The organism is Streptomyces sp. NPDC090442, assembly GCF_044769405.1.
Classification (GTDB): domain Bacteria; phylum Actinomycetota; class Actinomycetes; order Streptomycetales; family Streptomycetaceae; genus Streptomyces.
Genome location: NZ_JBIVXW010000101.1, coordinates 1 through 23,961 on the forward strand (window position 1 = coordinate 1; position 23,961 = coordinate 23,961).

At 71.9% G+C, this 23,961-nt stretch carries 24 protein-coding genes and 2 pseudogenes; 15 read left to right on the forward strand and 11 right to left on the reverse strand.

Translation table 11 applies throughout. The annotated features are described in order from the left end of the window. Window positions 1–167: 167 nt before the first annotated feature. The 3 genes from ACIQU6_RS40555 to ACIQU6_RS40565 all read right to left on the reverse strand — a co-directional run bounded on the left by ACIQU6_RS40555 (window position 168) and on the right by ACIQU6_RS40565 (window position 3,231). Entirely contained in the window at window positions 168–995 is an 828-nt protein-coding gene (locus tag ACIQU6_RS40555; RefSeq protein ID WP_403487006.1) for a class I SAM-dependent methyltransferase, read from the reverse strand. Window positions 996–1,613: 618 nt separating this feature from the next. Next, on the reverse strand, window positions 1,614–1,916 hold the full coding sequence (locus ACIQU6_RS40560; RefSeq protein ID WP_403487008.1) for a hypothetical protein: 303 nt from the start codon (window positions 1,914–1,916) through the stop codon (window positions 1,614–1,616). Between the two features lie 184 nt (window positions 1,917–2,100). Next, a complete protein-coding gene (locus ACIQU6_RS40565) occupies window positions 2,101–3,231 on the reverse strand; it encodes a helix-turn-helix transcriptional regulator (RefSeq protein ID WP_403487010.1) in 1,131 nt (376 codons plus the stop codon). Window positions 3,232–3,370: 139 nt separating this feature from the next. On the opposite strand from ACIQU6_RS40565, the gene ACIQU6_RS40570 reads away from it, so the two are divergent. Beyond that, window positions 3,371–3,976 (forward strand): TIGR03086 family metal-binding protein, encoded by a 606-nt coding sequence (locus ACIQU6_RS40570; protein ID WP_403487012.1) that lies wholly within the window; start codon window positions 3,371–3,373, stop codon window positions 3,974–3,976. Window positions 3,977–4,140: 164 nt separating this feature from the next. Here ACIQU6_RS40570 and ACIQU6_RS40575 read toward each other — a convergent pair. Further along, window positions 4,141–4,338, reverse strand: a pseudogene (locus ACIQU6_RS40575) (3-deoxy-7-phosphoheptulonate synthase); the annotation flags it as partial. 444 nt (window positions 4,339–4,782) lie between these two features. Here ACIQU6_RS40575 and ACIQU6_RS40580 point away from each other — a divergent pair. The 7 genes and pseudogenes from ACIQU6_RS40580 to ACIQU6_RS40610 all read left to right on the forward strand — a co-directional run. Beyond that, a pseudogene (locus ACIQU6_RS40580) lies at window positions 4,783–4,866 on the forward strand (hypothetical protein); the annotation flags it as partial. A 117-nt stretch (window positions 4,867–4,983) separates the two neighbouring features. Beyond that, a complete protein-coding gene (locus ACIQU6_RS40585; protein ID WP_403487014.1) occupies window positions 4,984–5,604 on the forward strand; it encodes a hypothetical protein in 621 nt (206 codons plus the stop codon). A 38-nt stretch (window positions 5,605–5,642) separates the two neighbouring features. After that, window positions 5,643–5,768: a hypothetical protein gene (locus tag ACIQU6_RS40590; RefSeq protein WP_403487016.1), complete on the forward strand. Its 126-nt coding sequence runs from the start codon at window positions 5,643–5,645 to the stop codon at window positions 5,766–5,768. A gap of 3 nt (window positions 5,769–5,771) precedes the next feature. Next, window positions 5,772–6,038, forward strand: coding sequence for a hypothetical protein (locus ACIQU6_RS40595; RefSeq protein ID WP_403487018.1), 267 nt, complete (start codon window positions 5,772–5,774; stop codon window positions 6,036–6,038). Between the two features lie 473 nt (window positions 6,039–6,511). Further along, a complete protein-coding gene (locus ACIQU6_RS40600; protein WP_403487019.1) occupies window positions 6,512–9,094 on the forward strand; it encodes an ATP-dependent Clp protease ATP-binding subunit in 2,583 nt (860 codons plus the stop codon). A 12-nt stretch (window positions 9,095–9,106) separates the two neighbouring features. Next, window positions 9,107–9,622 carry a DUF6328 family protein gene (locus tag ACIQU6_RS40605; RefSeq protein ID WP_403487048.1) on the forward strand — a complete coding sequence of 172 codons (516 nt, stop codon included), beginning with the start codon at window positions 9,107–9,109 and terminating at the stop codon, window positions 9,620–9,622. 125 nt (window positions 9,623–9,747) lie between these two features. After that, a complete protein-coding gene (locus tag ACIQU6_RS40610) occupies window positions 9,748–9,984 on the forward strand; it encodes a hypothetical protein (RefSeq protein WP_274917636.1) in 237 nt (78 codons plus the stop codon). A gap of 81 nt (window positions 9,985–10,065) precedes the next feature. Here ACIQU6_RS40610 and ACIQU6_RS40615 read toward each other — a convergent pair whose 3' ends face one another. The 3 genes from ACIQU6_RS40615 to ACIQU6_RS40625 form a co-directional block, all read right to left on the reverse strand. After that, window positions 10,066–11,184, reverse strand: a complete 1,119-nt coding sequence (locus tag ACIQU6_RS40615; protein WP_403487022.1) for a DUF3824 domain-containing protein — start codon at window positions 11,182–11,184, stop codon at window positions 10,066–10,068. Window positions 11,185–11,366: 182 nt separating this feature from the next. Next, window positions 11,367–12,173 carry a VOC family protein gene (locus ACIQU6_RS40620; RefSeq protein WP_403487024.1) on the reverse strand — a complete coding sequence of 269 codons (807 nt, stop codon included), beginning with the start codon at window positions 12,171–12,173 and terminating at the stop codon, window positions 11,367–11,369. Window positions 12,174–12,182: 9 nt separating this feature from the next. Then, window positions 12,183–12,353, reverse strand: coding sequence for a hydrophobic protein (locus ACIQU6_RS40625; RefSeq protein ID WP_403487026.1), 171 nt, complete (start codon window positions 12,351–12,353; stop codon window positions 12,183–12,185). A 257-nt stretch (window positions 12,354–12,610) separates the two neighbouring features. On the opposite strand from ACIQU6_RS40625, the gene ACIQU6_RS40630 reads away from it, so the two are divergent. The 3 genes from ACIQU6_RS40630 (at window position 12,611) to ACIQU6_RS40640 (ending at window position 14,874) form a co-directional block, all read left to right on the forward strand. After that, window positions 12,611–12,799 carry a DUF6381 family protein gene (locus ACIQU6_RS40630; RefSeq protein WP_376562152.1) on the forward strand — a complete coding sequence of 63 codons (189 nt, stop codon included), beginning with the start codon at window positions 12,611–12,613 and terminating at the stop codon, window positions 12,797–12,799. 18 nt (window positions 12,800–12,817) lie between these two features. Further along, window positions 12,818–13,888, forward strand: coding sequence for a trypsin-like serine peptidase (locus ACIQU6_RS40635; protein ID WP_403487028.1), 1,071 nt, complete (start codon window positions 12,818–12,820; stop codon window positions 13,886–13,888). A gap of 197 nt (window positions 13,889–14,085) precedes the next feature. Next, on the forward strand, window positions 14,086–14,874 hold the full coding sequence (locus ACIQU6_RS40640) for a hypothetical protein (protein WP_403487030.1): 789 nt from the start codon (window positions 14,086–14,088) through the stop codon (window positions 14,872–14,874). A gap of 59 nt (window positions 14,875–14,933) precedes the next feature. On the opposite strand, the gene ACIQU6_RS40645 is transcribed toward ACIQU6_RS40640, so the two are convergent. From ACIQU6_RS40645 to ACIQU6_RS40655, 3 genes are read right to left on the reverse strand one after another with little or no spacing between them, the layout of a single operon-like run. After that, window positions 14,934–15,965, reverse strand: coding sequence for an ABC transporter substrate-binding protein (locus tag ACIQU6_RS40645; RefSeq protein ID WP_403487032.1), 1,032 nt, complete (start codon window positions 15,963–15,965; stop codon window positions 14,934–14,936). A 38-nt stretch (window positions 15,966–16,003) separates the two neighbouring features. Continuing rightward, window positions 16,004–16,876 (reverse strand): ABC transporter permease, encoded by an 873-nt coding sequence (locus ACIQU6_RS40650; RefSeq protein WP_403487034.1) that lies wholly within the window; start codon window positions 16,874–16,876, stop codon window positions 16,004–16,006. Next, complete coding sequence (locus tag ACIQU6_RS40655) at window positions 16,866–17,681, reverse strand: ABC transporter ATP-binding protein (RefSeq protein ID WP_403487036.1); 816 nt, start codon at window positions 17,679–17,681, stop codon at window positions 16,866–16,868. The genes ACIQU6_RS40650 and ACIQU6_RS40655 overlap by 11 nt, the downstream gene beginning before the upstream one ends. A 243-nt stretch (window positions 17,682–17,924) precedes the next feature. Here ACIQU6_RS40655 and ACIQU6_RS40660 point away from each other — a divergent pair, with 243 nt between their 5' ends. Both ACIQU6_RS40660 and ACIQU6_RS40665 read left to right on the forward strand, forming a co-directional pair. Continuing rightward, the gene (locus ACIQU6_RS40660; protein ID WP_403487038.1) at window positions 17,925–19,622 is read left to right on the forward strand and encodes an ATP-binding protein; all 1,698 of its coding nucleotides are present in this window, start codon (window positions 17,925–17,927) and stop codon (window positions 19,620–19,622) included. Continuing rightward, window positions 19,619–20,311 (forward strand): response regulator, encoded by a 693-nt coding sequence (locus ACIQU6_RS40665; RefSeq protein WP_403487040.1) that lies wholly within the window; start codon window positions 19,619–19,621, stop codon window positions 20,309–20,311. Before ACIQU6_RS40660 ends, ACIQU6_RS40665 begins: the two co-directional genes overlap by 4 nt. Here the strand turns inward: ACIQU6_RS40665 and ACIQU6_RS40670 are convergent. Continuing rightward, a complete protein-coding gene (locus ACIQU6_RS40670) occupies window positions 20,308–21,222 on the reverse strand; it encodes a LysR substrate-binding domain-containing protein (protein ID WP_403487042.1) in 915 nt (304 codons plus the stop codon). The genes ACIQU6_RS40665 and ACIQU6_RS40670 overlap by 4 nt on opposite strands. 150 nt (window positions 21,223–21,372) lie before the next feature. On the opposite strand from ACIQU6_RS40670, the gene ACIQU6_RS40675 reads away from it, so the two are divergent. Beyond that, on the forward strand, window positions 21,373–22,164 hold the full coding sequence (locus ACIQU6_RS40675; protein WP_403487044.1) for an alpha/beta fold hydrolase: 792 nt from the start codon (window positions 21,373–21,375) through the stop codon (window positions 22,162–22,164). A gap of 217 nt (window positions 22,165–22,381) precedes the next feature. Further along, complete coding sequence (locus ACIQU6_RS40680) at window positions 22,382–23,773, forward strand: pyridoxal phosphate-dependent decarboxylase family protein (protein ID WP_403487046.1); 1,392 nt, start codon at window positions 22,382–22,384, stop codon at window positions 23,771–23,773. Window positions 23,774–23,961 lie beyond the last annotated feature (188 nt).

Genomic DNA, 23,961 nt, shown 5'->3' on the forward strand with positions numbered 1-23,961 from the left:
GGCCGCCGCGGCCCACCCCGACACCGATACAGACACCAACCCACAGCAGACTCACACCAACTGAATCCGCCCGGAGAAGACCCCGCAGCTGTCGCGACTCACGAACATTCCACGACGCAGAGATCGAGAACTGCCGCTCGAACTGGACGACATTCGCTGCCCGCTTCTCACCCAGCGCGCCGTCCGACACGGAGTTCGCTCAGATAGCGGCGTGCTACGTGGTCGCCCATCCGTGTGCGGATGCGCTCGGCGATGGCATCGAGCAGCGGCTCTCGTACGTCACGGTCCAGCTTGCGGTACGGCGATGTCGAGCGGAGGAAGTCGGCGAAGCCGTCCCCGTTGAACCACTGAACGGCCGGGTACCAGCGCACGATCGCCGGGCCGAAGAGGTCGCCGGGACTGTCGACGAGTCCCCAACCCTCGTTGGTGCTGCGCACATCGTCCTCAAGCGGCCGATGACCCCAACCAGGGTTCCCGGGGCAGAAACGCTCGTAGAGATCGGCAGTCTCGGCATATACCTCCGACTCTCCCTGCCGGCGGACAGGGACGTTGCCGAGCAGCGCCATCCACCCTCCGGGACGGAGCACGTCGTGCGCTCGCTGCCAGCCGACCGACGGGTCGACCCATTGCCACGAATTCGCAGCCACCAGGACGTCGAAGCGTCTGCCGCCGTCGTCCCATTCCTCGAAGGTCGACGTCTCGACTTCGACGTTGCGGAAACCGGCGAGCCGTTCGCGCGCGAGTGCGGCCATCTCCCTGCCTGACTCGACGGCGGTCACCGAGCATCCGAACGCTGCCAGCGAGCGCGTTGCCTGCCCGGTACCGCAGCCCACCTCCAACACCGACGACCGTTCGTCCATGCCGGTATCGGTGACAAGGTCCGCGAACAGCTCGTCGGGGTACCCCGACCGGACCCGGTCATAGAGCTCCGGCACCTCATTGAACATCCGAGCGAGCTCACGGCGATTCAGGCGCAGTTCCGGATCCTCTGTCATGAGCGATCGCCTCCGAAGTCGTACCTGCAGTTGTCCCCCGAAGTTCCCCCTGTGGGTGGGGCATCTGGATACTGGGAGGTGTGAGCCCAGGGAAACAAGACCTTCAATCGGTCTCTCGGCAAGATCCGTGCCGCGGTAGAACGGGCCATATCGCGCCTGAAGGGCTGGAAGGTCCTCGCCACCCGCTATCGCGGCCCAAGGCATCACCGACAGGGTCGTGCGCCGGCCACCACGGCGATCCCTTCGTGCCCTTCCCGTACCGCACGTGCCGGCATCCGAACTTCTCCAACTCCCGTGCTGTTACGTTGCGGTGGAAGTCGACCGTGTCCAGGCGCGGCGTCTCCGTGCACCGGCTGCGCCATCCGTACATGACCTTGAAGATCGTCGCGTCTCGGTACGCTGCCAACGCGCCCTTCCGGCCCAGCCGCACCGCCCGCTCGACTTGGTCGTCGGCGTAGTCGAAGAACGTCTGCAACTCGGCACGTGTCATCGGCCGACGTCCCGGCCGGCCTTCGCGCTCCACCAGATGTGCCACGGTGTTCCACTCGTGGCACATCTGAACCGGGTGTGTTCCCAAGCGCTCTTCGCACTCGGCGGGCCACTGGTAGTGCGGCGAGGTCACGTAGTCGCAGAACAGCCGGATCGCCCCCTGTAGCTGCGGATCGTCGACTCCGCCCGTCGTACGACACCGATGAGGTGCGTCATCCGGTCGTCGAGATCTGACGCTGCCCACTGCCGCGGGTAGGCGTTCGTGAACTCCGAAAACCGCTCCACCGCCCTGAGCCGGTCACCGATCGTCTTCGGCTGCAGACGCCGCCCACCGCGCTGTTGACGCGTCCACCCCTCCAACATCCCCTCGAATACCGCGTCTTCGGGACGCAGCGGGGACACCCCCTGCGCCAGCACCAGCACCAGCCGCACGGAAGCCTCCCCGGGACCGCCGCCAAGCACTCTCGACCACCTCCGCCCGCCGCGTGAATCGTGCATTCCCTGCGCGACGCTCCGCAACGACGCAGGCCACCACCCCAACCCCCTGAAGAAGGGCTCTCGAACTGAAGCCGCAGAACAACCGCCCGCCCTGGAACGCGACGCCCGTTAAACGGAATTACCCGGGAGTCGAGAACCTGCCCGCCGCCTGCCAGCTGTGCCACCGGCGCATCGACCACGGCCACTGCCGGGTCACCCGCTCAATCACCCTCGTCGCCCGCACGGCAGCCGCCGGCCAGCTCGGGCTTTCCCCCGAAACCGACCTCGTCCGCACCAAGCCAACTCTCCCATGCTTAGCTCGAGGCCACTTCGGCGGCGGTACGGCAAGCACCGCGCGGGCATCGGACAGGAAGAGAACCTCGACATCCGTGCCGAAGGCGAGGAGCTGACGAACGGCGCCCAGCTCCGGGTCGCCCAGCTCCACATCCACCCACGCCCCATGGGACTCGTCCGGCGGTGCCGTCAGATACGCGCCTTGGACGCGGACGAACGAGTCCAGCCGAGACCGCCGAACCCGCGCCGTGACCAGCACCGCGGGCGCCCGCAGCGCTTCCACCTCCCGGCGCAGTGCCTCCCGGACGTCAGCCGGTTCGACCCCAGGGCGACGTTGCACCGGCGCGTCGATCGGCCCGGCGGAGATGATCCGACCCGAGCGGAAGAGGCGGCCACGGCCCCGATAGTCGGCGACCAAGTACCGCGTTCCAGGCTTGGCCACGAGCCCATACGGATCGACGGTGTACGTGCGCGGCTGCTCCTGGCCGCTGTGGCGGTAGCGCAGCCGAAGCCGCCGGTCGCCGAAGACCGCGTCCGTCAGCACGCCCAGGTCCGGTTCAGCGGAAGACTGCTGGCCGCTCATCCAGCGCTTGGGGTCGACGAAGATGCGGAGGCTGGTCAGCTCGGCAGCCGGGCGATGTGGCGGCGAGAGTGCGGCCATCACCTTGCGCAGCGCGGTGCTCAGAGCGCCGTCCAGGCCCAGCGCGGCATGGGCAGCCTGTGCGGCCAGGACGAACGACGCCCGCGATTCGTCCTCGGTCAGGCCGGTGACATCCGTACGGAATCCAGGAAGCATGGCTATGCCGCCGCGGCGGCCGCGCTCGGCGTAGGCCGGAACACCAGTCGTGGCCAGCGCGTCGATGTCGCGGTAGATGGTGCGAACCGAGACCTCCAGGCGGTCGGCGAGTTCGCTGACGGGAACTCGACCGCGGGTCTGGAGCAGGAGCAGGACCGAGAGCAGTCGGTCAGACGTCACCAGCCCAGACTGCCCTGCCGAGAATCCGCAGTAAAACCTGACGGCAGGTGTCAAGTTATGTTGCGATGCTGCCGCCCGAACCACATCGCGTGTCTGTACCACGTGACTTTTGCCTCTGTATGGATGGGAGCCAGCCCTGATGGACACCACCTTCGACCCCCGCCCGCTGCTGGAGCGCGCGGCCGGCCAGTTCGCCGCACTGGTCGCAGCCGCCGAGCCGAGGCGGCTCAACGACGCCACACCCTGCCCGGAATTCGACGTCCGCGCGCTCGCAGGACATGTACTGAGCAACACGCTCGCCTACGCGTACATCGCCGAAGGCGGCACGATCGCGGACGAGCCGGGGGACATCAAGGAAGTCCCGGGTGACGACTGGACGGCCGCATACACCGCGGCCGCGGATCGGCTGGTCGCGGCTTCCCGGGTGCTGACCGACGGAGCCCTCGACCAGGTGGTGGACCTCGGCTTCGCAAAGATGCCCATGCGTGCCGCACTGGGCGCGATCATCATGGAACTCGCTGCACACACGTGGGACCTACGCGAGGCACTGGGCGCTTCCCCGGAACTCGCCCCCGAAGTAGCCGACTTCTCACTCACCTTCGCCCGAGAGACGTTGCCGCCGGAGCGGCGAGGCGCCCCCTCACCCTTCGCACCGGTACGACCCGCCCCCGAGGGGGCGGACGCATACGGGCGGCTGGCGGCATGGCTGGGACGGGACGTGCGCCAATGCACCGCAGGTGCCTGAGTGTCACCTCCGGCCAGGGGTGACTGCTGATCCAAGTCCCCACCCCTGCGCCAGTGCTACGGGCTGGGGCTACTGACCGTGAGCGCGTACAGAGCGGGTGCGATGGCGTGTCTGCGGTAGTTGCCGCTACTGCGTGACTCGCCGCTCGCCCCGACCGCACTCCGTCAGCTCCCCCTCCCCCACAGGTCCGCTGCCGAGTAGGCAATGTCGAGTGCCTGGTCTCTGTTCAGCCGTGGGTCACAGGCACTTTCGCAGCACCGACTGAGGTCGTCGACGGACACAGGATCAGGTCCGCCCACGCATTCCGTGACACGATGCCCCGTCAGCTCCAGGTGACGCCCGCCCGGGTGGGTACCCACCGCTGGCCCGGCTCCCCCGCGACCAAGACGCGAGGGAGCCGGGCCTTCTTGCCTTGCGAGCGCTCCTCATACGAAGGGCTCTCCGCTGCGCGATGCGCAGTCGGACGCAGGACCAGATGGGGCTCGCTCCCCCAGCACACGAGCAGTCGTGAACTCAGCGAGGAACAGGGAACGTTGCGGGTTCTGGTCTCGTGCCTCATGGAGGTAAAGCAGCGACCAAGCCGGCATCGGGAACGCGTTGAGACCCTTGGCCCACGGCCACTGCACGCCGTACTGCTGGAACCTTGCAAGGCAAGTGAGCAGGGGAAAGCAGGAGTATCTGAAGCTGCTGAACAACACGAACAAGGCGCTGAGCTATCTTCCCGAGGTACTTGGCAGCGACGCTGATCGACTGCGGACGAACGCCTCCGCCTACAAGAACGCGTCGTCCGCGCCCTGGACACCGCGATCGACAGCCTTGACAAACAGGGCTGGCACGGCGCGGCCCGCGACGCGTTCGAGAAGCACTGGCACGACCAGCGGAAGACACTCACCGACATCGCGAACAACTTCCACCACGTCGCGGACGGCCTGCGGTCCTACGCCAACGAGATCGACAAGATCAACGAAGAGATCATCGACATCTGCGTCCAGATCGCCGAGATAGAGGTGCTCGGGCTCGCGCTGTCCGCCTTCACCGGGTTCCTCTCCGACCCCGTCGTCAACACAGCCGTAGCCGCCAAGGTCGCCAAAGTCGTGGACCTGGTCAAGCTGTTCACCACGGCAGCGGAGAAAGCGGCCGCCCTCCTGGAGCGCTTCAGCGGACTGAGCGAGGAGAGCGCGGCGGCACTGGAGAAGGTGCTCACCTCGATCGCCCGGATCAGCGGGCAGTTCCTCAAGAAGGGGGCGGAGAGCTTCGCCACCAACTTCGTTGCCGACTCCGGCAGCCAGATGATCAACCAGGCCCTCACCGGCCAGCCGATAGACGTGCAACAGGACCTCGCCACCGCCGGCAAACAGGCCGCGGGCACGGCCCTGTTCACGGCCGGCGACGCCTCGCTGGCCGACGACGCGTACCTCACCGGCGCCGTCGGCAGAGTGCTCAGTGGAGAAGGCAGGGGCGGCAACGCCGTCAACGGTGCGCTCGGCGACATCGCCGGCGAGGCCACCGCGGACGTGTGGGACGGTAAGAGCGGCGAGACCATGGCGTGGGACGCGGCGACCAACGCGGCCACCGGCGCTGATGGCAACGCCGCGGGCGGCAGGCACTTCCGACACCAGGAGGAATAGGCAGTCTCGGCGGCGAACACCTCAGCGAACAGGGCAAGTTGGCCGACGCGGTCTACAAGAACTCCGTGGGCACCGGCATCAACGCCTCCGTCTACGCGGCGGGCGCCGGCATCGAATCCGATCTGCAGGACCTGGCCAAGAAGGCCGAAGAGGGGGACGAGTAACCCGTGTCCGTCAGTCCCGCCGACGTGCACCTGGCGGCGGTGGTGCACATCGACCCGAACCACCCCGCCCCCGGTTGGCCCCCCTTGCTCCTGGCACTCGTCGGGCTCGCCGGGGGCATGGTCCTCTGCGCCGGCCTCGCGGTGACCGTCGCGCTCCTGCGCGTCAACGGCAGGAAGACCTGGGGCAACTACCTGATCGGGCCCGTAATCACCCTCGTCGGCCTCGCCATCGCCGCCTTCGGGTTCGGCTCCGCCTTCCATCTGTGGTGAACCGCGCCACGGGGCGCCAACGACGTGAGGTGTGCGGCGTTGCCGCGGTACGGGCTCGTCCGCTCCGGCGCGGACGAGCCCGGCAGCGTCGTGGTCGACAGAGGAGCGCCGAGGGGCGTGTGAAGATGGTCGCGGGCCGAGGCACCGCGCCGCCAGGCTCTCCGCATGGTGCTTGCCGTAGGGGGCTTCTCTCTGGCGTTGGGGCTTGGTGTCGCCGTTTTCGGCGTCCGGGTGTACCGAGCTGCCGTTGGGGGGGGAGGGGCCTGCGGTCCGCGGCCGGGGCCCCGGTATGTGCGCGGTGCCCCGTTGGCCGCCCGGCTCCCGGGTGCGAACGGTCCGTCGGGCGTTGATCCTGAAGCAGAGGAGTCGCACGTCGCGGCGACGACGCACCGGGCGACTGCACAGGGAATGAGCACTAGGTACCTGACTAGGCAGCGTGTCGCGGCCCCGTCGTGACAGCGGAACGGACGCACATGAGCAACGGATTCATGGGTCCGGAGGGTTATGGCCCGGACTCGTTCGGTGACTTTCTCGCGCGGTTCTTCGGGCGTAACGCGGAGTCGGCCGGGGAGGAGGGGGGCACCGCGATGCCGCGGCAGGCGGACATCGCCCGGCTGATGAGCGGGCCGGCCCGCGATCTGGTGACCTCCGCCGCCGCGTACGCCGCCGAGCACGGCAGCCCCGAGCTGGGCACCGAGCACCTGTTGCGGGCGGCGCTCAGCTCGGAGCCGACCCGGACGCTGATGCGGCAGTCCGGGGCCGATCCGGACGCGCTGGCGGCCGAGATCGACCGCAACGCCGGGACCGGGCCGCTGCGCAAGAGCGTCGCGGTGACCCCGGCGGTCAAGCGGGCGCTCCTGGGTGCGCACGAGCTGGCGCGCGGCACGGGGGCGTCGTACATCGGGCCGGAGCACGTGCTGGAGGCGCTGGCCGCGAACCCGGATTCGGCGGCGGGGCGCATCCTGCACCTGGCGCACTTCGACCCGCAGGCGGGCTCGGGTGGGCACGGCGGGGTCGGGGCGCACCCGCCGTCGGGGTCCAGTGCCGAGCACGGCCCGGCGCCGCATCACGAGACGCCGACGCTGGACAAGTACAGCCGGGACCTGACGGACCTCGCCCGGGCCGGCCGGATCGACCCGGTGATCGGGCGGGAGGAGCAGATCGAGCAGACCATCGAGGTGCTCTCGCGGCGCGGGAAGAACAATCCGGTGCTGGTCGGTGACGCGGGCGTGGGGAAGACCGCGATCGTGGAGGGGCTGGCGCAGCGGCTGGCGGACGGTGAGGTGCCGGAGACGCTGGCCGGGCGGCGGATCGTGGCGCTGGACCTGACCGCGGTGGTGGCCGGTACCCGCTACCGCGGCGACTTCGAGGAGCGGATGAACAACATCATCGAGGAGGTTCGGGCGCACTCCGAGTCGTTGATCGTCTTCATCGACGAGTTGCACACCGTGGTCGGGGCGGGCGGCGGCACCGGGGAGGGCGGTGCGCTGGAGGCCAGCAACATGCTCAAACCGGCGCTGGCGCGCGGGGAGTTGCATGTGATCGGGGCCAGCACGCTGGAGGAGTACCGGCGGTACATCGAGAAGGACGCGGCGCTGGCCCGGCGCTTCCAGCCGATCCTGGTGCCGGAGCCGAGCGTGCCCGACACGGTGCAGATCCTGCGCGGTCTTCAGGACCGTTACGAGGCCCATCACCAGGTTCGATATACCAAAGAGGCGGTGCTGGCGGCGGTGGAGCTGTCGGACCGGTACATCACCGACCGGTTCCTGCCGGACAAGGCGATCGACCTGATCGACCAGGCGGGCGCCCGGGTCCGGCTGCGGTCGGCCACCAAGACGACCAGCGTGCGCGACCTGGAGCGCGAGGCGGAGCAGCTGGTGCGGGACAAGGACCAGGCGGTCGCCGCGGAGCAGTACGAGCGGGCCACCGATCTGCGGGACCGGATCGCCGCGCTCACCGAGCAGATCCGGACCGTCCAAGAGGCGCCGGGCGACCGGCCGATGGGCGGCGACGGACGGATCGTGGAGGTCACCGCCGAGGACGTCGCGGAGATCGTGTCACGGCAGACCGGAGTGCCGGTGAGCAGCCTGACGGAGGAGGAGAAGGACCGGCTGCTGGGACTGGAGGGGCGGCTGAAGGACCGGGTGATCGGCCAGGAGGACGCGGTGGCCGCGGTCGCGGAGGCGGTGCTGCGCTCCCGGGCCGGGCTCGCCGACCCGAACCGGCCGATCGGCAGCTTCCTCTTCCTCGGCCCGACGGGGGTGGGCAAGACCGAACTGGCGCGGGCGTTGGCCGAGTCGCTGTTCGGCAGCGAGGACCGGATGGTGCGCCTGGACATGAGCGAGTACCAGGAGCGGCACACCGTCAGCCGGCTGATCGGCGCCCCGCCCGGATACATCGGCCATGACGACGCGGGCCAGTTGACCGAGGCGGTCCGCCACCACCCGTATTCCCTGCTGTTGTTGGACGAGGTGGAGAAGGCGCACCCGGACGTCTTCAACATGCTGCTCCAGGTCCTCGACGACGGACATCTGACGGACTCTCAGGGACGCACGGTGGACTTCAAGAACACCGTGATCGTGATGACCAGCAACCTCGGCTCGGATGCGCTCAGCGGCGGGCGCGGGGTGCTCGGCTTCGGGTCGGCGGAGGCGGGCGCGGACGACGGCGCGCGGGACCGGGCGCTCGGCGCCCTGCGCGGACACTTCCGGCCCGAATTCCTCAACCGGCTCGACGAGATCATCATCTTCCGCCAACTCACCGACGAACAGCTCCACCAGATCACCGGACTGCTGCTGGAGGGCACCCGCCGCCGGCTGCACGCCCAGGACATCGTCGTGGAGTTCTCCCCCACGGCCGTGGACTGGCTCACCCGCCGCGGCCACCAGCCGGAGTACGGCGCCCGGCCGCTGCGCCGGACCATCCAGCGCGAGGTCGACAACCCGCTGTCCCGAATGCTCCTCGACGGGGCGCTGTCGAGGGGCGACCGGGTGCGGGTGGACGTCACGGACGACGCGCTCGCGTTCCAGGCCAGCGCACCGGAGCGGGCGCGGTAGCGAGGAGTTGCCCTGAACGGTCAGCGGGACGACGGCGGCACGTCGAAGCCGGCCTGGTCGCACGGCCGCCGGGAGACCCCGGAACAGCGCGCCGACCGCCGGTGGAGCGAGCTGCTCCAGGAGGTCCGGGTCATTCAGACCGGCGTGCAGATCCTCTTCGGCTTCCTGCTCACCGTGGCCTTCACCCCGCGCTTCGCCTCGCTCGACACCACGGACCGGACCGTCTACGTCATCACCGTGCTGCTGGGCGCGGCCGCCACCGGGGCGCTGGTGGGCACGGTGACCTTCCACCGGCTGGTGTCCGGGCACCGGCTCAAACCGCAGACCGTGCTGTGGGCCTCGCGGCTGGCGCTGGTCGGGGTGGTGTTGCTGCTGGCCACGGTGGCGTCGGCGCTGCTGCTCATCCTCCGGCTGGCGCTGGGCACCGGCGCCGCGCCGTGGGTGGTGGCGGGCCTGGTGACGTGGTTCGTGGTGTGTTGGTTCGCGCTGCCGGCGTGGGTGCTGCACCGCTATACGACGCGGGACTGAGCGCCCTGCGGGCCGGCGGGGGCGGTGCGACGATGGGAACGGGCTTGGGGGCGCGCCGGCGGGCCGGTGGGGGTGACAGGACGGGGCCGGCGCCTTCGACGGATCCGCGGGATGGAGGAATCACCATGACGGTCTGCGAGGTCTGCGGGAACGACTACGCCCGGGGTTTCGAGGTGCGCATCGACGACGAGGTGCATGTCTTCGACTGCGTGGAGTGCGCCGCGCAGTCGCTCGCGCCGACGTGCGCGAACTGCCGGTGCCGGATCCTCGGACACGGACTGGAGGCGAGCGGCCGCTTCTTCTGCTGCGCGCACTGCGCACGGACCCAGGGGGTCATGGAGCTGGCCGACAGCGTCGCCTGAGAGCGCGGGCCCGGCGACGAGTGGGCCCACAACGTGCTGCGGCGGCCGCCCCGAAGGACGGCCGCCGCACCCGTTCGCCGGTCACACACCGGCCGTCGCGGGCGTCACCCGGCGAGGGCGCAGGAGCAGCGCGGCGCCGGCCAGGCCGGCGCTGACGATGGCGAGTCCGACCGCCAGCAGCTCCGGCCACATCGAGGCGTCGCCCAGGCTGCTGCGCAGCGGCACCAGGACACCGGCCCGGGACAGCGCGTGCAGGACGATCACGGTGACCGCGGCCACGGCGCTTGCCGTCCAGACGACGGCCGTGTCGCGCATCGCCAGGCAGCCCGCGAGCAGCAGGTACACCACGGCGATGGTCATCGAGAGGGCGTCCGAGGCGCCGCCGTGGCTCTCGGAGACGCCCAGCGGCAGGTGGCTCAGCCCGCACAGGACCAGGGCCGCGGCGGCGGGCCAGCGCAGCACCGACCGCAGCACACCGCCGACCTGCTGCCCCGGCTGGGCGGGGGCCCCGGGCGGCTGCCAGTCGGCCCCGGGGTACCGCGGCGGGTTGGCCGCGGGCCAGGGAGCGCGCTGGGGGCGCGGCGGGGCGTCCCGGTGGTTCTCCCGCATCGACGGATCGGCGGCGTCGGCCGGGCCCTGGCCGGGGCGACCGTAGTCGTGCCCCAGGGGACCGTAAGGGTCGCCGTAGGGGTCCGCGTACGGATCGACGTACGGGTCGTTGTTGACGGTGGGCAGGGTCGTCGTGGCCATGCCCATGGTGTCGGCGAAGGCGTCGGAGGCGCCGTCGCCGGGCGGTGGTCCGCCGACGGGCACATGGCCTCCCTGGACCCGGTCGAACAGCTTGATGAGCTGGGCGACCTCGTCGACGGATCGGCCGACCGCCGCCGCACGCAGCGCCTCGTAGCTCGCCTCAGCGGTGTGCGGCGCCTCGCCGAGCAGGGCGAGCAGCGGCCCGACCTCGCTCACCGGACGGCTCATGGCCGCGACCCGGAGGGCCTCGTCGCCCGGGTTGGGGTCTTCGCCGCTGCGCTTGAGCAGTTCCACGAGGGCGGCGACCTCTTCCACCGGTCTCGTGGTGGCCGCCGTCCACACGAGGGTGCGGAACGAGACGTTCTCTTGGCTGGTGGGCGGGACGTGTTCGCCGTGCTCGGTCGGGGACGGGTCGGCTTGGCCCCCACGAGGAGCTGGTTCAGGTGACATGTAGGGACTCCACTGAACGAGGTGAGAGCGTCCACACCGTGCGGCGCCGGCGCTCATCTGGCGTTGTGCCTGCTGTGGTTCAGCCAACGTCCCTCTTGGTCGCGGGCGCCAATGCTGGCGGGCCATCCGGTGGAGACACGCCGCGGGCCCGGTCGACGACCGGGCGTGTCGGCCGGGCGGGATCAGCCGGATGTGGTGGCGACGGTGAAGAGGCCGCCCTGGGGGTCGCGGATGACGGCCTCGCAGCCGGAGTCGTCCACCAGCGGTGTCACCGGGAGCGCGAAGCCGCCGGCCGCGACCGCGGCCGCGGTGACCCGCTCGATGTCGTGCACCGGGAAGGAGACGTGCCAGCGGGGGCGGACGTGCGGGTCCGGGGCGGATTCGACGGCGCCGCCGCGGAGCGCGGCCACGGTGTGCCCGCGCTCGTCGCGCACCACCACCTCGTCGTGCTCGTAGCTGATGTCGCAGCCGCCGGGGCGGTCGGGGGACCAGCCGAAGACCTCGCCGTAGAAGATGGCCGCTTCGAAGGCGTCGCGGGTGCGCAGTTCCAGGCACGTCGGCGCGCCGCCCTGACCGACGGCCCAGGAGAGGGTCTGCCCCTCCCACAGACCGAACACCGCGCCGTCCCGGTCGGCGGCGAGCGCGGCGCGGCCCTTGCCCAGGACGAGCGGGCCGACGGCGAGGGTGGCGCCGCGCTCGCGGATCCGGGCGGCGGTGTCGTTGGCGCTGGCCACGGCGAAGTACGGGGTCCAGGCGACGGGGACGTGCCACTGGATGCCGAGGGCGCCGACGCCGGCGACCGGGCTGCCCTCGGCGAGCGCGATGGCGCACTCGTCCCCTTCGGTACCGGGGCGGAAGGTCCAGCCGAGGACCTTGGCGTAGAAGTCCTGGGCGGCTTGCACGTCGCGGGTCATCAGGCTCACCCAGCAGGGAGCGCCGCCGAGGGACGCGGTGGTGGTGCCGGTGGTGCGGGCTCGGGTGGCGGGCATGGCATTCGCCTACCGGTGGTGGCGGCGGCCCCGGGTGCCCCGCGGGCCCGACGAACGGAACAGGAAGCCGACGAAGAAGACGACGAGCAGGGCGACGGCGATGAGCCAGATCGTTTTCATGACGAAACCGGCGCCCACGAAGAGCAGCACGAGCAGCAGGACGAGGAGGAGAGGGGCCACGGGATCCACCTCCGGAGGTTCCCTACCTGGCTCCACCATTATGCGCTTGTGGCGGACGGCCGCCCGGGGTCCGCGGGGCGCTCCGGGTGCCGGCGTCCTCGCGCACGGTGACGCTTCGAGGTGCCGACGGGGGCGGGCCCTGTTTCGCTGGTAGCAGCGGCTTTCCGGGGCGGGTGCCCGCGGGCCGGGACGGCCGGACCGAACGCGCCGCGCCCTCGGGAACGCCGGGTATCGGCACGGTAGGAGAGGGAGCCGTCATGAGTTCGGAAGAGACCCGCGCACGCCTGCAGCAGATGCGGGAGAAGGCCAGGCAGCTGGCTGACGCCGCGGAGCACACCAGCGACCCCAAGGAGCGGCAGCGGCTCCAGGAGAAGTCCCGCCGGCTGCAGAGCCGGAGCGAACAGGAGAGCGCCATGCGCAGCGGGGACATCTACCCCTCGGAGTGAGCGCCCGGTAGGTGTGGCATGGACGGCGGGAGCCGATCGCCGGTGGGGACCGGGCCCGAGCGGGTCTTCTCCGATCTGCGGGCGGTGGCCGCGCGGGTGCGCGAGCGACTGTCCTGGGAGGAGCCGGACCCCCTCGCGGGCCTGCCCGCGGACGAGTTGCCGGCCGGCCGGATCGGGCAGTGCGCCCGGCAGGAGCGCGCCCGGGTGCTGGCGGCCGGCGCCAGCGGGTTGGAGAAGCTGGCCGCGGGGCGGGCCGAGGAGATCGGCGACGACGAGTCCTTCGGGGTGGAGGCGGTCGTCCTGTCGGAAGGGCGGCCGGCGCTCCTCGTCGAGCGGCAGGACTTCGCTCCGCAGCAGGGTGACTGGGCGGTGTTGGAGTCCCAACGGGCGGCGATCCGCGAGTCGTTGGCCCGGGTCGGCCGGGTGGCGGTCTCCGGGCACGTCGACCTGGACTGGCTGGGGGCGGGTTTCCTGGTCGGACCCGAGACGGTAATGACCAACCGTCATGTGGCGGCGGAGTTCGCCCGTTGCGCCGGCGACGGCTGGGGGTTCCAACCAGGGCTGCGCGCGGCCCTGGTGCTGGGCGAGGGCCGCGGCTCCGGTGCCGAACCGGCCGACGACGAACCGTCGTACGAGGTCACCGAGGTGTTGGGGGTCCACGAGGAGGTGGATCTGGCCCTGTTGCGGATCGCCCCGTACCTCGGTGGCCCCGCGCTGCCCGCTCCGCTGGCGATCGCCGCGGACGCGCCGGCGGACCTGCCGGGGCACCCCGTCTACTGCATCGGCTATCCGGCCTGGGACGGCCGCCGCGGCGAACCGGAGTCCATCCGGCGAATCTTCATGGACGTCTACAACGTCAAGCGCCTCCAACCCGGCATGAGCACCGGGTTGGCGTCGGAAGGGAACGTGATGTGCCACGACTGCTCGACCCTGGGCGGCAACAGCGGCTCACCGGTCATCGACCTCACCGACCACCGCGTCCTCGGCCTTCAGATCGGCGGCCGCTACGGGGTGGGCAACTGTGCCGTGCCGCTGTGGCAGTTGGTGGAGGATCCGCTGCTGGTGCGGGCGGAGGTCAACTTCGTATGAGGGGCGGACGGGAGGGTGCGCAGGAGCGGGGCGGGGTGCGGTGTCGGCGGCGGACGCTGCTCGCGGCGGGGCCGGCCGTGTTGTGGGGGGCCGCGGGGTGTGGGGGTGGTGGCGTGGCCACGTCGACGCGGCCGAGCGCGTCGGGGACGGTGTCCCGTTTGCCGGAGGTCGGCGGGTGGCGGCCGAACCCGGGTGACGTGCAGCCGGAGGTGAAGGAGCGGGCCGTGGCGGTGGTCGAGGCGATCGGTGCCTGGCCGGCCGGTGAACGGGACGCGGCGATGGCCCGGGTGGGGGCGTTGGGGCTGGAGCCGTCGTTGGTCGATCAGGCGGGGGCGCTGCGGCCGGGCGGCGCGGAGGCGGTGTTGGAGGTGGTGGACGCGCAGTACGGGGGCATCCTGGCGGATTCGGCGAGCGTGCTGGTGGTGTGCCGGCAGTGGGTGCGACGGGGCGACGGCACGGTGGTGGCGGGCGGGACGACGGTGGACGTGCGGCTGCGCCGGGCGAGCCCGCGGTGGACGGTGACGGCCCTGCATCCGGCCCGGCCGGGGGCGCCGGCGGCGGAACCGGGCGGCGCGGCGAAGCGGGTGTTGGCGGCGGGGCCGGCGATCGAACTGCCGCCGGCGGCGGCCGCGGACGTGCGCAGCGGTGCGGTGCACACCAGCGTGCTGGACGCGCTGTGGGAGCTGGCGCGCACGCACCGGATGGCGGTGAGCGTGGTGCGGTCCGGGCATCCGTTGAACGTCTTCGGGACGGACCGGCCCAGCGACCATCCGCGCGGGCGGGCGGTCGATGTCTGGCGGATCGACGGGCATGCGGTGGTCGATCCGGCGACGCCGCGGCGGTTGGTCGAGTCGTTCATGCGGGCGGCGGCGGCCGCGGGGTCGTACAACGTCGGCGGGCCGATCCGGTTGTCGGGCGGGGCCGCCGACCAGTTCTTCACCGACGACACCCACCGGGACCATGTGCACCTGGGCTTTCGCGCCTGATTCCGGTTCCGGTGGGTGTCGCGTCAACAGTGGCTCACATCAATGTTGTTGACGTTGCGTCACTTCTTGACGAACTCCGTGGTGTAGGTCTTCCTCAGGTCGATGGAGGCGTTCTTCAGGTTGGGGTTGAACGCCTTCAGGACGCGTTCGACGGTGTCGGGGCCGTCGGCCGGCATCACGCCGTCCTTGGTGAACATCGGCAGGGTGTCCTTGATGGCCTGGGCGTAGAGCTCCTTGCCGCCCTGCGCGTAGTCCGACGGCATCTTGGCCGCGATCTGCTCGGGGGTGTGGGTGGACATCCACGTGAGGGTCCTGACGAAGGCGTTGGCCAGCTTCTGGACGGTGTCCTTGTGGCTGTTCACCCAGTCGGTGTTCATGTAGAGGCTGGAGGACGGGTAGAGCCCGCCGAGCGCCTGCTTGGAGCCCTCGGGGGTGCGCATGTCGAGCAGCACCTTGCCGATCTTCTTGTTGACGACCTGGGCGACGGTCGGGTCGGTGGTCATGCCGCCCTGGATCGAGCCCTGTTGGAGGGCGGAGAGGAAGGTCTGGCCGGCGCCGACCGCGACCGGGGTGAACTCCTGCGTCTGCACGCCGTTCTTGACCGCGAGGTACTTGGTGAGGAAGTCGGTGGACGAGCCCAGGCCGGTGACGCCCAGCTTCTTGCCCTTGAAGTCCTTGGGTGACGTCAGCTCGCCGGCGGCCTTGTTGGAGACCACCTCGACCTCGCCGGGCGTCTGCGCGAGCTGCACCACCGATTCGACCTGCTTGCCCTTGGCCTGGAGGTCGAGGGTGTGGTCGTAGAAGCCGACCACGCCCTGGACGTCACCGGAGAGCAGGGAGGTGGTGGCCTGGACGCCGGCCGGTTCGGTGAGCAGGGTGACGTCGAGGCCCTCGGCCTTGAAGTAGCCGAGCTGTTGGGTGAGTCTGGCCGGGAGGTAGATGACCTTGTCCAGGCCGCCCACCATGATCTTGAGCTTGCCGTCCTTGGCGTCCGCGGACCCGCCTGCGGACGAACTGCCGCAGGCGGTCAGGCCGGTGAGGGCGAGCGCGGCGGCGGCGAGCGCGGCCGGGAGCTTGAGCTGGGTGCGCATGGTCACGTCCTTGTGAGGTGGGGCGGTGCGGGCTTGGGTCAGCGGCCGTCGCCGGCGTCGGCCGGCTTCCAACGGAAGAGCCGCTTCTCCAGGAAGGCCAACAGGCCCTCGGCGAGCAGGGCGACGACGGCCAGGATCACCATGGCGGCGTAGACGCCGGCGGCGTTGAAGGTGCCCTGGGAGGCCGAGACCAGCAGGCCCAGGCCCTTGGTCGCGCCGATGTACTCGCCGACGATGGCGCCGATCAGGGCGAAGCCGAAGCTGACGTGCAGGCTGGTGAAGATCCAGGAGGTGGCGGAGGGGATGACGACCTGGAGGGTGACCTGGCGGTTGCTGGCGCCCAGGATGCGGGAGTTGGCCACCAGGTTGCGGTCCACCTCGCGGGCGCCCTGGAAGGCGTTGAAGAACACCGGGAAGAAGACCAGGACGACGGCGGAGGCGATCTTGGAGGCCGGCCCGAGGCCGAACCAGATCAGGAAGATGGGGGCGAGCACGATCCGCGGCAGCGCGTTGAGGACCTTGATGTAGGGGCCGAGCACATCGGCCAGGAAGCGGATCCGGCCGAGCGCGATGCCCAGCACCACGCCGCCGAGGACGCCGATGATCCAGCCGAGCAGCGCCTCGTAGAGCGTGTACCAGATCTGTTCCCACAGGGTGCCCTGCGGGGTGCCGTTGAGCGCCCACTGGGTGATCTGGTTCCAGATCTTCGACGGCATGGAGAAGTTGAACGGGTCGATCACGGCGGCCCGGGCCAGCCACTCCCACAGGGCGAGCAGCCCGACCAGGAGGACGGCGCGGGCGCCGTGGACGACCAGCTTGCGGTTGCGGGCGGCCCGGGCGCGGGCCTGGCCGCGCTCCCCCACGGGGGCGTGCTCGGCGGCGGCCGGTGCGGTGACGGTCTCAGGCGACACGGGCGGCACCCCTCTCGCGGGTGATGCGGACCTCTTCGCCGAGCGAGGACCAGATCTCCCGGTAGATCTCGATGAACCGCGGCTCCAGCCGCACCGATTCGACCCGACGGGGCCGCGGCAGGTCGATGGCGAAGACCTCCTTGACGGTGGCCGGGCCGGCCGTCATCACCACGACCTTGTCGGCCAGCGCGATGGACTCCTCCAGGTCGTGGGTGACGAAGACGACGGAGGAGCCGGTGCCGGACCACAGGTCCAGCAGCTCGTCCGACATCAGCGCCCGGGTCTGCACGTCGAGCGCGGAGAACGGCTCGTCCATCAGCAGGATCTCGGGGTCGTTGACGAAGGTCGCGGCGAGCGCGACGCGCTTGCGCTGACCGCCGGAGAGCTGGTGCGGATAGCGGTCGGCAAAGCCGGCGAGGCCGACCCGGGCGAGCCATTCGCGGGCGCGCTCCCTGGCCTCGGGCTTGGGGACGCCGCGGAAGCGGGGGCCGGCCATGACGTTGGAGAGCACGGTGCGCCAGGGGAAGACGGCGTCCTGCTGGAAGACGAAACCGACCTTGTCGCCGATGCCGCGGACCGGCTCACCGGCGACCAGCACCTCGCCCTCGGTGGGCTCCGTCAGGCCGCTGACCAGCGTCAGGGTGGTGGACTTGCCGCAGCCGGTGGGCCCCACCACGGCGACGAACTCGCCGCGTCCGACGGTCAGATCCAGGTCCCGGACGGCGGTGTGCAGACCGCCGGAGGGAGTGCGGAAGGTCTTGCTCGCTCCCCGCAGCTCGATGGCGGGGCTCGTGTGGCTGTTCATGGACCGGGAGGCTAGGAGCGGGCCGGGCCACCGCGGCAGCCTTGTGGGCGCAAGCCGTCTTTCTGAGCGCAAACCCTGTTGTGCCCATTTTGCTCACGCTAGAACAACAAAAGTTCAACGGGGACTGGGCAGCCGGGCCCCGGCGGCTTACGTTGCGTTGACACCAGATCAACAGCCGGCGTCAGCAAAAGGAAGTGTCCGTTCCGCTCCGCCGCGGAGGACGGCCGAGACAAGGGGGACCGCATGCGGATCCACTGGCCCCGTCGCGTCTTCGCGCAGGTCCTGACCGCACAACTGGCCATCACCACCGGCGTGACGGTGCTGGCCACCGGGCTGTTCCTGGCCCCGCTCGGGCACGCCCTGGACGACCAGGCGATGCGCCGGGCGCTGGCGATCGCCGAGACCACCGCCGCCGACCCGGAGCTGGCCCGCGACGTGGCGGCCACCGCGCCGGCACCGCGCGGTCCGGTGCAGTCCACCGCGGAGCGGATCCGGCGGGCTACCGGGGCGCTCTACATCGTCGTCATGGACACCCGCGGCGTCCGCTGGTCGCACACCAACACCGCGGAGATCGGCCACCACGTCTCCACCGACCCCAGCCGGACCCTGGCCGGCCAGGCGGTCCGCCAGATCGACACCGGCACGCTGGGCCGCTCGGCCCGGGCGAAGGTGCCGCTGCGCGACGACACCGGGCAGATCGTCGGCGCGGTCTCGGTCGGCATCGCCTACGACAGCGTGCACGGCGTGCTGTTGCGCGCCATCCCGGGGCTGTTGCGGTACGCGGGCGCGGCGCTGGCGGCCGGCGTGCTGGCCGCCGTGGTGGTCGCCCGGAGCCTGCGCCGCCGTACCCACGGGGTCGCCACCGCCGACATCTCGGCGCTGCTGGACGAGCGGGAGGCGATGCTGCACGGCATCCGGGAGGGGGTGGTGGCCTTCGACCGGCGCGGCCGGATCCGGCTGGTCAACGACGAGGCGGGGCGGCTGCTCGGACTGGACGCGAGCGCCGCGGGGCGCGCCCTGGACGAGGTGCTGCCGCCGGGCCGGACCACCGACGTGCTGGCGGGCCGGGTGGCCGGCGGCGACCTGTTGGCGGTCAGCGGCGGCCGGGTGCTGGTGGCCAACCGCGTCCCGACCCGGGACGGCGGCGCCGTGGTGACCCTGCGGGACCGCACCGAACTGGAGCTGCTGGGCCGGGAGTTGGACAGCACCCAGGGCCTGTTGGACGCGCTGCGCGCCCAGGACCACGAGCACGCCAACCAACTGCACACGGTGCGCGGGCTGCTCGAACTGGGCCGGTACGACATGGCGGTGGAGTTCGTCGCCGAGGTGGCCAGCGCCCACCGGGCGTCCGCGGAGCAGATCGCCGAGCGGGTGCACGATCCGCTACTGTCCGCGCTGTTGGTCGGCAAGGCGGCGATCGCCGCCGAGCGCGGGGTCGCCCTGCGGGTGTCGCCGGCCACGCTGCTGCCGGACGCCGTGGTGGACCCGCGCGACCTGGTCACCGTCCTGGGCAACCTCATCGACAACGCGCTGGACGCCACCGCCGAGCGCCACCGCGCCGAACCGTTCGTCGAGGTGGAGCTGCGCGCCGAGGGCACCACCGCGGTCCTCCGGGTCAGCGACACCGGGCCCGGCGTACCGCCGGAGCGGCGCGAGCAGGTCTTCGCCGAGGGCTGGTCCACCAAGAGCGCCACCGTCGCCTCCCGGGGCCGGGGCATCGGTCTCGCGCTGGTGCGCCGGCTGTCCGAGCGCTACGGCGGGATGGCCCGGGTCACCGCCCGGGCCGGCGGCGGCGCGGTCTTCACCGTCGTACTGCCCGAGGCGCTGGCGCCCGCGCCCGTGGCGCGCGCCCCGCACCCGCTTCCCGGCCCCCGCCCCCAGAACACGGCGCCACCCGCCGCAGCCTCGCGTCAGCTCACGGCCACAGGAGAGTCACCATGATCGATGTCCTTGTCGTGGACGACGACTTCCGCGTCGCGGAGATCAACGCCGCCTATGTGTCCCAGGTGCCGGGCTTCCGGGTCGTTGGCCGCGCGCACACCGCCGCCCAGGCCCTCGCCACGTTGGAGCGCCTCCACGTCGACCTGGTGCTGCTGGACCACTACCTGCCGGACGAGACCGGCCTGACGCTGGTGCGACGGCTGCACCAACTCGGCCACCACACCGACGTGATCATGGTGACCGCGGCCCGGGACGTGGCCACCGTGCAGGCGGCGATGCGGTACGGCGCCCTCCAGTACCTGGTCAAACCGTTCGGATTCGCCGGGCTGCGGGCCAAGTTGGACGCCTATGCCGCGCTGCGCCGCACCGTGGCGGGCGTCGGCGGACGGGGCGAGGCAGGCCAGGAGCAGGTGGACCGGATCTTCGCCGCGCTGCGCACCCCGGACTCCCCGCACGCCGAACTCCCCAAGGGGCACTCGGCCGCGACCGTCGACCTGATCCGCCGCACCCTGGACGAGGCGGGGCTGCCGCTCTCCGCCCACGAGGTCGCCGAGCGCGCCGGCGTCAGCCGCTCCACCGCCCAGCGCTACCTCAAACACCTCGAACGCACCGGCCACATCAACCTCACCCTGAAGTACGGCGACACCGGACGCCCGGAACACCGGTACGCCTGGGCCCGGGCCAGCTAGCCGGCGCCGGTGACCGTGCCGTCGGCGCCCTCGACGGCCGCGTAGCACGCCTCGATCAGGGCGCGCAGCCCGGCGCGGGGCGGGCCGCCGCGCACCGCGAGAAAGGTCCGCATGACCGGCGCGGGCCCGGTCAGCGGGCGGAACACCACGCCGGGCACCGGGAGTTGCTCGGCGTGCGCCGCGTAGAAGACCGTCCACGACGGCCTGCCGTAGCCGACGGCGGCCAGGGTGTCCTGGGCGTTGGTGAACTCCGGCCCCCGGACGGGCTCGTAGCCGGCCGCCCGGCAGGAGCGCAGGACCAGGTCGTGCAGGGCGGGGTTGCGGGCGCGCGGCGAGAGCCGCAACGGGAGGTCGGCGAGGTCGGCCAGCTCGACGGAGTCCCGCGCGGCGAGCTCGTGGCGGGCCGGCAGCGCCGCCATCAGCCCGTCCTGCCACAGCGGCAGGAACTCCAGCCCGGGCTCGGCGCGTTCGCCGCGCAGCAGGGTGGCGTCCAGCTCGCCGGTGCGCACCCACGCCAGGCGCTCCTCGGTGCTGCCGGTGACGAGTTCGAGCTGGGCGTGGCCGGCGGCCCGGGTGAACGCGGCGAGCACCGCATCGAGCCAGGCGCCCAGCCCGGAGCTGGTGCCGAGCCGCACCGTCGCGGCCTGTTCGGCGCGCAGTTCGTCGAGCGCCTCCCGGGCCCGGGCCTGGAGGGCGAGCATCTCCCGGGCGTAGGGCAGCAGCCGCTCGCCGGCCACGGTGAGCCGGACGACGCGGGTGGAGCGGGTGAACAGCTCGGTGCCCAGCTCGCGTTCGAGCCGGCGGAGCTGCTGGCTGACCGCGGACTGCACGATGTGCAGCCGCTCGGCGGCGCGGCCGAAGTGCAGCTCCTCCGCCACCGTCAGGAAGTAGCGAAGCTGTCGGATCTCCATCGTTCCCCCGTTCACCGTGATCGGCATTGATCACCGATCGCGATCAGTGTAGGCGGGGATCGCTCGTTGGTCGGCGGGCGCGAGCGCGGTTGGCTGAGGGCATCACGAACCGCGCGGCCCCAACGGGCCCACGAGGCAGAGGAATCCGCCATGCCCCACCTGGACGTCAACGACACCACCTACTACTACGAGGACGAGGGGACCGGCCCGGCGCTGCTGTTCCTGCACGGCTGGGGCACCAGCGGCCGCACCTGGGGCGCGCAGCAGGCCGAGTTCGCCCGGGACCACCGGGTGGTCACCGTCGACTGGCGGGGCTGCGGGCGCTCCGCCCGGCCCGTTCGCGGCAACTCCACCGCCGGCGTGGCCAGCGACCTGGCGGCGCTGATCGGCGCGCTGCGACTGGACCGGCCGGTGGCGGTCGGCTCGTCGATCGGCGGGTCCTTCGCCACCGAACTGGGGGTGCGGCGGCCGGAGTTGATCGGCGGGGTGGTCTCGGTGGACGGGCCGGCGTACTGGCCGTCCATGGGGATGCCGATCGCGGAGCTGACGGGCGATCTGCGCCGCGACCGGGCCGGTACGGTCGCCGGCTGGGTGCAGGGGTGGTACGCGCCGGGCACCTCCCCCGCCCTCGTCGACTGGACGGTCCGCCAGATCCTCGACTCCGGCGTCCACATCGACCAGCACTTCGCCGAGGCCCGCGGCTACGACCCGCGACCGGTCCTGCCCGGCCTCCGGGTGCCGATCCACTACATCCACGGCGAGTTGGACACCGAGATCCCGTTGGAGGTGCCCCGCGCCTGCGCCGCCCGCACGCCCGGCGCCGAGGTCGACGTCATCGCCGGCTCCGGGCACCTGCCGCACCAGGAGCGCCCCGACGCCTTCAACGCCGCGCTGCGCGCCGCCCTCGCCCGCATGGCCCCGGCCACCCCCGCCACCGCCTGAACTCCCGTCCGGCCGCCGGGCGCACGCGTCGGCGCACCGCCGACGCGCGACGCCCGGCCCCCTTCGTCCGGGCCAGTGATTGATGCCTGGCCCGGAAGGTCCGCCCACTGGACCAGTCCGCCCGGCCTCAATTCCAGTCCACTTCCCCGGAATTGGATCAGGCGGTCGGCGGCCCGCTCCGGCTAGCGTCGTGCCCACTCGACGAACGGAGCGCCTCGTGCACCCCCAGCTCGCCGCGGATCTCGCCGCGCTGCCCGACCTGTTGGAGACCACCCGGCAGCGCGCCACGGCCTTCCTCGACGGCCTCGACCAGGCCCCCGTCGTCCCCGCGCGCCCCGCCCCGGAACCGGCCCCGCTCCCCGAGCACGCCACCGGACTCCGGGACGCGCTGGGGGACTTCGCCGCACGCTGGGAGCCCGGCCTCTCGGCCAGCGCCGGCCCCCGCTACCTCGGCTTCGTCACCGGCGGGGTGACCCCGGCGGCGCTGGCCGGCGACTGGCTGACCGCGGCCGCGGACCAGAACTCCATGTCGTCCCTGGACGCCACCGGGCAGCACCTGGAACGGGAGACGGTCGGCTGGCTGCGCGCGCTCTTCGGGCTCTCCGACGCCCACCACGGCGCGCTGGTCAGCGGCGCCACCCTGTCCAACACCGTCGGACTGGCCATCGCCCGGGAGTGGCTCGGCGAGCGGCGCGGCGTCTCGCCGGCCGAGGACGGGGTGGCCGCCCTCGGGCCGGTGCGGGTGCTGTCCGGCGCCGCGCACTCCAGCGTCGCCAAGGGGCTGTCGATGCTCGGCCTCGGCCGCGCCGCGCTGGACACCGTGGCCACCCTCCCCGACCGGGAGGCCGTCGACCCGGCCGCACTGGAACGCACCCTCCAGGAGGCCGACGGCCCCTGCGTCCTCGTCGCCAACGCCGGCACCGTCAACACCGTCGACTTCGACGACCTCCGCGCCCTCGCCGAACTCCGCGACCGCTACGGCTGCTGGCTGCACATCGACGCCGCGTTCGGCGCCTTCGCCGCGCTCTCCCCGCGCCACGCGCACCTCGTCGGCGGCCTGGACCTGGCCGACTCGCTCTGCGTCGACCTGCACAAGTGGCTCAACGTCCCCTACGACAGCGCGGTCCAGTTCACCCGCCGCCCGGACCTCCAGGCCCGGGTCTTCCAGAACGCCGCCGCCTATCTGGGCCCGCTCGGCGACACCCCCGACCTGGTCCACCTCACCCCGGAGAACTCCCGTCGACTGCGCGCCCTACCGGCCTGGTTCACGCTGCGCGCCTACGGGCGCGAGGGTCACCGCGAGATCGTGGAGCGCTGCGTCGAGGGCGCCCGCACCCTGGGCGCGACCGTCGCCGCCCTCGACGGACTGCGGCTGCTCTCCCCCGTCCACCTCAACGTCGTCTGCTTCACCCTCACCACCCGCCCCACCGCCGAGCGCCTCGCCGCCCTCGCCGACGCGCTGGCCACCGAGGTCTTCCTCACCCCGACCGTGCACGCCGGACTGCCCGCACTCCGGGCCGCGTTCGGCAACTGGCGCACCACCCCCGAGGACGTCCGCCGGGTCGGCGCCGCCCTGGCCGCCGCGGTCCGCCAACTGCCCCTGGACTGACCGGCGCACGCGGCACGCGACGGGGGCACGGGCGGCTCCTGTTCGTCGCGCCGGCCACCACCTGGGGCCCGCCCGACAGATCAGGTTCGGACGGGCCCTAGGAGTTGTCTTCAAATGTCACGCCCACATCAGGAGCGCTGCGAGGGTGATGGCTGCTTGGTAGGACTCGGCTGTCTTGTCGTAGCGGG

What these genes read in the sequence shown, in the direction of transcription:
- ACIQU6_RS40635 (WP_403487028.1), top strand. Translation starts at nt 12,818, where the DNA reads ATGGACGGCGGGAGCCGATCGCCGGTGGGGACCGGGCCCGAGCGGGTC.
- ACIQU6_RS40620 (WP_403487024.1), bottom strand. Translation starts at nt 12,173, where the DNA reads ATGCCCGCCACCCGAGCCCGCACCACCGGCACCACCACCGCGTCCCTC.
- ACIQU6_RS40660 (WP_403487038.1), top strand. Translation starts at nt 17,925, where the DNA reads ATGCGGATCCACTGGCCCCGTCGCGTCTTCGCGCAGGTCCTGACCGCA.
- ACIQU6_RS40655 (WP_403487036.1), bottom strand. Translation starts at nt 17,681, where the DNA reads ATGAACAGCCACACGAGCCCCGCCATCGAGCTGCGGGGAGCGAGCAAG.
- ACIQU6_RS40610 (WP_274917636.1), top strand. Translation starts at nt 9,748, where the DNA reads ATGACGGTCTGCGAGGTCTGCGGGAACGACTACGCCCGGGGTTTCGAG.
- ACIQU6_RS40555 (WP_403487006.1), bottom strand. Translation starts at nt 995, where the DNA reads ATGACAGAGGATCCGGAACTGCGCCTGAATCGCCGTGAGCTCGCTCGG.
- ACIQU6_RS40630 (WP_376562152.1), top strand. Translation starts at nt 12,611, where the DNA reads ATGAGTTCGGAAGAGACCCGCGCACGCCTGCAGCAGATGCGGGAGAAG.
- ACIQU6_RS40665 (WP_403487040.1), top strand. Translation starts at nt 19,619, where the DNA reads ATGATCGATGTCCTTGTCGTGGACGACGACTTCCGCGTCGCGGAGATC.
- ACIQU6_RS40675 (WP_403487044.1), top strand. Translation starts at nt 21,373, where the DNA reads ATGCCCCACCTGGACGTCAACGACACCACCTACTACTACGAGGACGAG.
- ACIQU6_RS40600 (WP_403487019.1), top strand. Translation starts at nt 6,512, where the DNA reads ATGAGCAACGGATTCATGGGTCCGGAGGGTTATGGCCCGGACTCGTTC.
- ACIQU6_RS40615 (WP_403487022.1), bottom strand. Translation starts at nt 11,184, where the DNA reads ATGTCACCTGAACCAGCTCCTCGTGGGGGCCAAGCCGACCCGTCCCCG.
- ACIQU6_RS40570 (WP_403487012.1), top strand. Translation starts at nt 3,371, where the DNA reads ATGGACACCACCTTCGACCCCCGCCCGCTGCTGGAGCGCGCGGCCGGC.
- ACIQU6_RS40670 (WP_403487042.1), bottom strand. Translation starts at nt 21,222, where the DNA reads ATGGAGATCCGACAGCTTCGCTACTTCCTGACGGTGGCGGAGGAGCTG.
- ACIQU6_RS40645 (WP_403487032.1), bottom strand. Translation starts at nt 15,965, where the DNA reads ATGCGCACCCAGCTCAAGCTCCCGGCCGCGCTCGCCGCCGCCGCGCTC.